This is a genomic window from Pseudarthrobacter sp. MEB009, from assembly GCF_030208875.1.
GTDB lineage: Bacteria > Actinomycetota > Actinomycetes > Actinomycetales > Micrococcaceae > Arthrobacter.
On the sequence record NZ_JARVTC010000001.1, the window covers coordinates 1 to 4,321 of the forward strand.

General features: G+C 67.2%; 2 protein-coding genes. Both read left to right on the forward strand.

What is annotated here, in order from left to right:
* The first annotated feature begins 81 nt into the window (after positions 1 to 81).
* Positions 82 to 1,089 (forward strand): LacI family DNA-binding transcriptional regulator, encoded by a 1,008-nt coding sequence (locus QRN07_RS00005; RefSeq protein WP_050684034.1) that lies wholly within the window; start codon positions 82 to 84, stop codon positions 1,087 to 1,089.
* 90 nt (positions 1,090 to 1,179) lie between these two features.
* Positions 1,180 to 4,212 (forward strand): glycoside hydrolase family 2 TIM barrel-domain containing protein, encoded by a 3,033-nt coding sequence (locus tag QRN07_RS00010; RefSeq protein WP_285240030.1) that lies wholly within the window; start codon positions 1,180 to 1,182, stop codon positions 4,210 to 4,212.
* Positions 4,213 to 4,321: the final 109 nt, after the last annotated feature.

Genomic DNA, 4,321 nt, shown 5'->3' on the forward strand with positions numbered 1-4,321 from the left:
ATAGCGTAACGGTGAGGGACAGACGGGACGCCACCGACCCCACCACAGGCAGGACTCCATATGGTCATAGACTTGCCGTCTATGACCCGGACCTCCCACCAGCAGCCTGCCAAGCGCGCCACCATCCTTGATGTGGCTGCCGCCGCCGGCGTTTCCCGGCAAACAGTCACCCGGGCCATGAACAACATGGCGGGCATCAGTGCAGCCACCAGGGAGCGGGTGCAGGGCATCGCCGCTGAGCTGGGCTACAGCCCCAGCCGGTTCGCTAAAGGCTTGGTCCAGGGCGCCCGGGTGTCAGTGGGGCTCGCCATTCCCGACCTGACCAACCCCTATTTCCCCGCCTTTGCCTCCAGCGTGGTGGAAGCAGCGACCCAGCGGAGCTGGAACGTGGTGGTTGACGACTACGGCCACGGCACGGCAACAGCCCTCGATGCGGTGGAACGGCTGGCGCCCCAGGTTGATGCGCTGATCGGATATCTGGGCAGCCATGCTGCCCAGGCCCAGTCCCTCATGGGCAGGCGTCCACTGGTCAGCCTTGACTACCCGGCCGGCCAGGCCGCCGGCAGGATCTCCTTCGACTACCACCATGCTGCGAGGCTCGCGCTGGACTACCTCGTGCACAGCGGCCGCACCAGGATCGCGTTCCTGGATTCGGACCAGGGCGGCCCTGCGGCCAGCAGGGGGACCGCAGTTGCCGCGGTCGCGGACCAACTCGGCATCACCCTCATCCGGCGTGCTGCCGGCCCGTCCGCGCCCGCAGCACGGGCCGCAGTGCTTGATTTGGTTACTGGCCAGGACGCTCCGGACGCCTTGCTGGTGTTCAACGACCTCATGGCAGCAGGGGCGCTCAAGGCACTGCAGGAAGCCGGCCTCAGCGTCCCCCGGGATTGCGCCGTGATCGGCATGGACGGCATACCCCTGGGTGAGCTGACCTCACCGGAGCTGACCACCCTGTCCCTTGACCTACGCTCCGTGGGGCGTGCCGCCGTCGGCCTCGTTGAAGGCCTGCTGTCCGGCAGCGTGGCAGCGGGAACGGAACAATCGGCACTGGTCCTCCGGCACGAGTTGGTTCACCGGGAGTCGGCGTAGGGCCTACTCAATCGCGAAGTAAACCGCTACGCTTGATACTGCATCGTGAACGTTCACGGAGTTGTTCCATCCCCTGCAGCGAGGATTCCCATGTCAGTCCAGTCCCCCTCCGCTCCGGACAAAGCCGTCCCGGACGAAACCGCCGGTCAGGCATCGCGCAGCCTCGAGCTGGGCGCTGCCGGTGTGAAGGAGCTTGCGTCGCTGGAGCCTGCCCGCGGCACCCTGCCACCGCGCGCCTACCTGACCTCGGATGCCCCCAGGCTCTCCCTCAACGGCGAGTGGCACTTCCGGCTCAGTGATGGCATCCGCACCGCTCCCGGGGACGGCTGGCAGGACGGCAGCGACCTGTCCGGCTTTACCGGGCTGCCGGTCCCGTCCAGCTGGTCCATGCACGGCCACGGCGCTCCCGCCTACACCAACATCAAGTTCCCGTTCGCCGTGGAACCGCCCAACGTTCCCGAAGCCAACCCCATCGGCGACCACCTGACGGAGTTCACGGCAGGGCCGGAGTTTCTCCCCGCTGCGCTGCTCCGTTTCGACGGCATCGAGTCCGCGGCCACGGTGTGGCTCAACGGGGTGGAACTCGGGACCACCCGGGGCAGCAGGCTTGCCCATGAGTTCGACGTCTCCGGTGTCCTGGTGGCGGGCACCAACACCCTTGCCGTCCGGGTGGCGCAGTTTTCGGCCGCCAGTTACGTGGAAGACCAGGACATGTGGTGGCTCCCCGGAATCTTCCGGGACGTCACCCTGCAGGCCCGCCCCGCCGATGGCATCGACGACGTCTTTGTCCACGCCGAATACGACGCCGGCAGCGGCGAAGGCATCCTCCGGGTGGAGGCGGGCCGGTCCGGCGTGGCGATTGACGCCGTCGTACGCGTCCCAGCGCTGAACCTGGAACTGGCAGCCGGCACCGAACACCGGATCCCCGGCGTCAGCCCCTGGTCCGCGGAACTGCCGGCCCTCTACGCCGCCACCGTCAGCACGGCAGGGGAAACCGTAGATCTTCAGCTGGGCTTCCGCAGCATCACCATCGAGGACGCGCAGTTCAAAGTCAACGGCCAGCGCATCCTGCTACGCGGCGTCAACCGGCACGAGCACCACCCGCGCCTTGGCCGCGTGGTGCCCCGTGACGTGGTGGAGGCCGAGCTGCGGCTCATGAAGCAGCACAACATCAATGCCATCCGTACCTCCCACTACCCGCCGCATCCGGAATTCCTGGCCCTCGCGGACCAGCTGGGGTTCTATGTGGTCCTCGAATGCGACCTCGAAACACACGGTTTTGTTGACGCCGGCTGGAAGCAGAACCCCAGCGACGATCCGCGCTGGGAATCGGCACTGGTGGACAGGATGCGCCGGACCGTGGAGCGGGACAAAAACCATGCCTCGGTGATCATGTGGTCCCTCGGCAACGAATCCGGGAACGGCCGGAACCTTGAGGCGATGTCCCGCTGGACCAAGGACCGCGACCCCAGCCGACCCATCCACTACGAGGGTGACTGGAGCTCGGCCTACGTCGACGTGTACTCGCGGATGTACGCGGACCACGCCGAGACGGAGCTGATCGGGCAGGGTAAAGAAGAAGCGCTGGCAGATCCCGCCCTGGACAGCCGGCGCCGGGCCATGCCGTTTGTGCAGTGCGAATACGTGCACGCGATGGGTAACGGCCCGGGCGGCATGACCGAGTACCAGGAGCTTTTTGACCGCTACCCGCGGCTCATGGGCGGATTCGTCTGGGAATGGCTGGAGCACGGGATCACCGTCCCTGCCAAGGACGGCGGCGAACAGTTTGCGTACGGTGGCGACTTCGGCGAGGAAATCCACGACGGCAACTTCGTCACCGACGGCCTGGTGGACGCAAACCGCAAGCCCCGGCCCGGGCTGCTCGATTTCAAGAAGGTCATCGAGCCGGTACGCCTGGGCGTGGCGGCGGACTGGACCACCGTCACGGTCCGGAACGGATTCAACTTCGCGGACACGTCCGCGCTCAGCTTCCGGTACGCAGTGACGTCCGACGGCGGCACCACGCCGGGCGGCGACGTTATCCGTGAGGGTGTGCTTGACGTAGCCGCGGTGGACCCGGGTGCGGAAGCGACAGTTCCGCTGCCCGCCGGCCTTGCAGGCCTTGACGGGGCGGCCGTGCTGACGGTCAGCGCCGTGCTGGCCGCCGACTCGGACTGGGCCGGCGCCGGCCACGAAGTTGCCTGGGGACAGGGTGTCCTCAGCGGCGCTCCGGCCGCAGCGCACCAGGCCCTCGAATGCGTTGCCGTGGAGCAGGCCGAACTTCGGCTGGGTGCAGTGGTGTTCAACCGCGCCACCGGGCTGCCGGTCTCAATTGGCGGCGTCCCCGTGGCGGACTTCCGGTTGGTTCTGTGGTGGCCGCCCACCGACAACGACCTTGGCCGGGGCTGGTTTGGCCGGGACGACCTTCCCCTGTCGACGGCCTGGCACAACGCCGGACTCAACCGGCTGCATTCCCGCCTGCTGGGCATCACTGCGGACCGTACCGCCGAGGGCGGCGAGATCCTTACGGTACGGACGCGCATGGCGGCGGCCGACAAGCAGTTCGGCGTCCTGGTTGACTACTCGTGGAGCAGTGACAACGAGTGGGTTGGGCTGCGCACGCAGGTCCGGCCCGACGGAGAGTGGATCGACGGCGGGTTGCCGGTCGAGTGGGCCCGGATCGGCCTGGAGTTTGTCCTGGCTTCAGAGGCAAAGGCAGTGAGCTGGTTTGGCCAGGGTCCGCACCAGAGCTATGCGGACACCGGGCAGGGCGCCCGGTTTGGCAGGTACACGCTGCCGGCGACGGCAATGAACGAGGACTATGTCCGGCCGCAGGAGTCCGGGGCCAGGTCCGGGGTTATCCAGGCGGCGGTGGAACTGGCCGCCGGCAGCTTCGAGGTGCAGGGAGCCCCCTTCGCACTGACCGTCCGGCCCTTCTCGCAGGAGCACCTCGACGCTGCTGCCCACCGGGACGACCTTGTGCCGGATGGCCGGACCTACGTCTACGTGGATCATGCGCTGCGGGGAGTTGGGACAGCTGCCTGCGGACCCGGTGTCCTGGAGGCCTACCGGCTGCGGCCCCGCGAAGCTGATTTCAGTGTGGAGCTGCGCGTCAAAGGCTGACAACCCGACCGCTTCTGGTGTGTGACTCACTGCATAGTGGCTGGTTTTGGTCTTGTGTGGGTGTTGGGTGGGGTGGTGGTCCTTGTTTTCCTTGTGTTGGCGGGGTTTT